The following is a 3593-nucleotide window of genomic DNA, read 5'->3' on the forward strand; positions in this document are numbered from 1 at the left end:
ATGTGGCGGCGATTTCCAGCGTGGAACGCTGCACCCGGGCCGGCTCACCGAGCTTGATGAGGGCATGGTAGTCGGCCAGAAAGTAAAAACTTTGCACTTGGTCCTGGCGGCTGGCCCGTACCGAGGGCCGCACGGAGCCGACGTAGTTGCCCAGGTGCGGGGTGCCCGAGGTGGTGATGCCGGTGAGAAAGCGATGGGTGCTCATGGGGAAATCGTCAGAGTAGGAGTAGGCGCAGCGGGGTGAGCAGCAGTTCGATCAGACCGTGGGTCGCGACCATGAGCGGGATCAGCCAGAACTGGCCCACCACGCCGGTGATCACCAGCGCCATCACGATGAAGAAGCCCCAGGGCTCCAGGCGCGAAACCAGTTGGGCCTGTTTCCAGGGCAGCAGCCCGACCAGGATGCGCCCGCCGTCCAGCGGCGGCAGCGGGAACAGGTTGAAGGCAAACATCACCAGATTGACCAACACGCCCGCCTGGCACATTTTCAGGAAGAAAGTCTCCTCTATCCCCAGGCTGACCAGCACGTAGAGCAGCAAGGTCCAGAGCACCGCCTGAACGAAGTTGGCACCTGGGCCGGCCAGTGCCACCCAGACCATGTCGCGCTTGGGGTTGCGCAAGGCACCGAAATTCACCGGCACCGGCTTGGCGTAGCCGAACAAAAAGGCGCCCGATGTGGCGAAATAGAGCAGCAACGGCATGGCGATGGTGCCCACCGGATCGATGTGCTTGAGCGGGTTGAGCGTGATGCGGCCCATCATGTGGGCGGTGTTGTCGCCAAAGTGCCGCGCGGCATAACCGTGGGCCGCTTCGTGCACGGTGATGGCAAAGAGCACCGGCAAGGCGTAGAGGGCAACGGTTTGAACGATCTGGGCGAAATCCATGGCGTGGGCGTGGGAGCAAACCGCTATTGTCCCAGACTGGCTGCCGGGCTTTCGAAAGCGGTCGAGGTGGGCGTGGAAGGTTCAGAGGCCGAGCAGGGCCAGCGTGCCTTTTCCTGCGCGCACGACCTCGGGATCGCCGCCGGTGGCCATGGGGGTCAGGTCCACCACGGTGGTGGGCTCCAGGGCGCAGGCGCCCGCGTTCACGATGCCCGCCAGTTCGTGCTCGAAGCGCTCGCGGATTTCGCTGGCGTCGTTCATCGGCTCGGACTCGCCGGGTGGGATCAGCGTGGTCGCCAGCAGTGGCGCGTTGTGCAGTGTCAGCAGGGCTTGCAGCGCGAGGTGGTTGGGTACCCGCAGACCGATGGACTTGCGCGACGGGTGGCTGACCCGCCGTGGCACTTCCTTGCTGGCCTCCAGGATGAAGGTGTAGGGACCGGGCGTGGCCTGTTTGAGCAGGCGGTACTGCGTGTTGTTCACCTTGGCGTAGCTGGCGAGTTCGCTCAGGTCGCGGCACAGCAGGGTGAGGTGGTGCTTGTCGTCCACCTGGCGGATGCGCCGCAGCCGGTCGGCGGCGGCTTTGTCGTCGAGGTGGCAGACCAGGGCGTAGCTGGAGTCGGTGGGCACGGCGAGCACGCCGCCGCGCTCCAGCAACTGCACCGCTTGTTTGAGCAGGCGCTGCTGCGGGTTTTCGGGATGGACTTCAAAAAACTGGGACATGGGGTGGGATTGTCACAGACCGGCGCGCGCCGACCACCCATGCGGTCGAATACCCATGGCGGTCAAGGTTCGGGCACTTCGACCGGTTCGCGCTTTTCGCGTGCCGTGATCCAGCTCGCGCTGGCACCGCAGAACACGATCAGCGCGATGCCGGCGAGCTCCCAGGGGCTGGGCACATGGTCAAACACCAGCCAGCCGGTCAGCATGGCAAACCCGATCTGGCCGTAGAGAAACGGCGTGAGGGTGGACGCCGCCGTGCGGGCATAGGCCAGGATGAGGAGGAAGTGGCCGATGGTGCCCATGAGACCGATCAGGCACAGCAGCGCCAGGGTGCGGCCTTCGGGCAGGGTTTGCCAGAACAGCGGCAGCGCCAGGGTCGACAGCGCCGCACCCACACAGCCGGTGTAGAAGTGCATGGTCATCGGGTCTTCGGTGCGGGCCATGTGGCTGGTGAGAATCTGGAACCAGGCGAACATCACCACCAGCACGATGGGCAGCAGGCTGGCCCAGCTGAGCGTGGCATTCCCGGGTTGCGCGATCAGCAGGGTGCCGGCAAAACCGCCAGCCACCAGGACCCAGCGCAGCGCACTCACCCGTTCTTTCAGAAACACCGCCGCGAGCAGGGTGACCACCAGCGGCGCGGTCATGACGATGGCGGTGAACGCGGCCACCGGCATGTACCGAAGTCCGATGAAGGCCAGCGCGCTGATCGAGGCCAGCAAGATGCCGCGCAACAACTGGTAGCGGGGGTGGTCGGTGCGCAGCAGGCTGCGTCCGCGGATCGGCAGCATGACGGCGCCCACGGCCACGGCCTGGAACAGGTAGCGGAACCACACCGAGATCACCACCGACACCGTGGTGCTGATGTATTTCGCCGTGGTGTCGAGCACCGCGAAACAGGCCACCGCCGTCACCAGCAGGGCGATACCGGTGATGGCGCGGCCATTCAAGGTCCCGCTGCCCGCACTCATCTGTGGATGCGCGTCTGCAACATCTCCCACACCGGGGTCACGCTGCCGGGCAGATGGGGCAGAGAGCCCAGATCGCAACGGCTTTCTTCGGGGCTGTGGAAGTCGCTGCCCCGCGAGGCCAGCAGATCGAATTCCTGGCAATAGCCCGCGTATTTGACGAAGTCGGCCTGGTTGTGGGCACCGGTCATCACTTCCACGCCCTGTCCACCATGGGTCTTGAATTCGGTGAACAGCGCGTATTCGCCGGTGGCGTTCAAGGCGTACCGCCCCGGGTGGGCGATCACCGCCATGCCGCCCGACTGCGTGATCCAGCGCACCGCGTCGCCCAGCCCGGCCCAGCGGTGCGGCACAAAGCCCGGTTTGCCTTCGGTGAGGAACTTGCGGAACACCTCGCCCACATCGCTGCAGACGCCCGACTCCACCAGGTGGCGGGCGAAGTGGGCGCGGGAAATCAGATCCGGGTTGCCCACGTATTTCAAGGCGCCCTCGTAGGCGCCTTGAATGCCCACCTGGGCCAGACCTGCCGCCATGTCCCGGGCGCGCTCCTCGCGGCCACCCCGGGTGGTGCGCAGACCTTCGAGCAAGGCCGGGTGGTGGTGGTCCATGCCCAGGCCCACGATGTGCACCGTGATCTGGGCAAAGGTGACCGAAATCTCCACGCCGGTGAGGTAGGGCAGGCCCAGCGCCCGCGCCGCCTGCAGGGCGCGCTCCTGGCCGCCCAGTTCGTCGTGGTCGGTGAGCGCCCAGAGTTCGACCCCGTTGTCCTTGGCGCGCTGCGCCAGGACTTCGGGCGTCAGGGTGCCATCCGAAACAACGGAGTGGCAGTGGAGGTCGGCGTTGGTCAGAGTGTTCACGCGTTCATTTTAGGTTTGATACGGGATCCCTGCACCGGCCCGTCGCGCGGGCGCCGACCTCATCCCGTGTTGCGAAGACCGGCGGCGATGCCGTTGATGGAGATGTGCAGGCCGCGGCGCACCTTGCCATCGCGATCCACGTCTTGTTCGCCCGCCCGGTAGCGCCG

General features: G+C 65.9%; 5 protein-coding genes and 1 pseudogene. All 6 read right to left on the minus strand.

What is annotated here, in order from left to right; genetic code table 11:
• Positions 1 to 205: pseudogene (locus ABYB95_RS19320) on the minus strand (tryptophan--tRNA ligase); the annotation flags it as partial.
• A 10-nt stretch (positions 206 to 215) separates the two neighbouring features.
• On the minus strand, positions 216 to 884 hold the full coding sequence (locus ABYB95_RS19325) for a site-2 protease family protein (protein ID WP_372660597.1): 669 nt from the start codon (positions 882 to 884) through the stop codon (positions 216 to 218).
• 81 nt (positions 885 to 965) lie between these two features.
• Positions 966 to 1601, minus strand: coding sequence for an L-threonylcarbamoyladenylate synthase (locus ABYB95_RS19330; RefSeq protein ID WP_372660600.1), 636 nt, complete (start codon positions 1599 to 1601; stop codon positions 966 to 968).
• 62 nt (positions 1602 to 1663) lie between these two features.
• Positions 1664 to 2572, minus strand: coding sequence for a DMT family transporter (locus ABYB95_RS19335; protein WP_372660603.1), 909 nt, complete (start codon positions 2570 to 2572; stop codon positions 1664 to 1666).
• The gene (locus tag ABYB95_RS19340) at positions 2569 to 3426 is read right to left on the minus strand and encodes a 3',5'-nucleoside bisphosphate phosphatase (RefSeq protein WP_372660606.1); all 858 of its coding nucleotides are present in this window, start codon (positions 3424 to 3426) and stop codon (positions 2569 to 2571) included. The genes ABYB95_RS19335 and ABYB95_RS19340 overlap by 4 nt, the downstream gene beginning before the upstream one ends.
• A gap of 59 nt (positions 3427 to 3485) precedes the next feature.
• Positions 3486 to 3593, minus strand: a 108-nt coding sequence (locus ABYB95_RS19345) for a phosphoenolpyruvate carboxylase (protein ID WP_372660609.1), incomplete at its 5' end; no start/stop codon positions are given.

Origin of the sequence: Hydrogenophaga sp. (genome assembly GCF_041633695.1) — a bacterium.
Taxonomy (GTDB): domain Bacteria; phylum Pseudomonadota; class Gammaproteobacteria; order Burkholderiales; family Burkholderiaceae_C; genus Hydrogenophaga.

What these genes read in the sequence shown, in the direction of transcription:
- ABYB95_RS19325 (WP_372660597.1), bottom strand. Translation starts at nt 884, where the DNA reads ATGGATTTCGCCCAGATCGTTCAAACCGTTGCCCTCTACGCCTTGCCG.
- ABYB95_RS19330 (WP_372660600.1), bottom strand. Translation starts at nt 1,601, where the DNA reads ATGTCCCAGTTTTTTGAAGTCCATCCCGAAAACCCGCAGCAGCGCCTG.
- ABYB95_RS19335 (WP_372660603.1), bottom strand. Translation starts at nt 2,572, where the DNA reads ATGAGTGCGGGCAGCGGGACCTTGAATGGCCGCGCCATCACCGGTATC.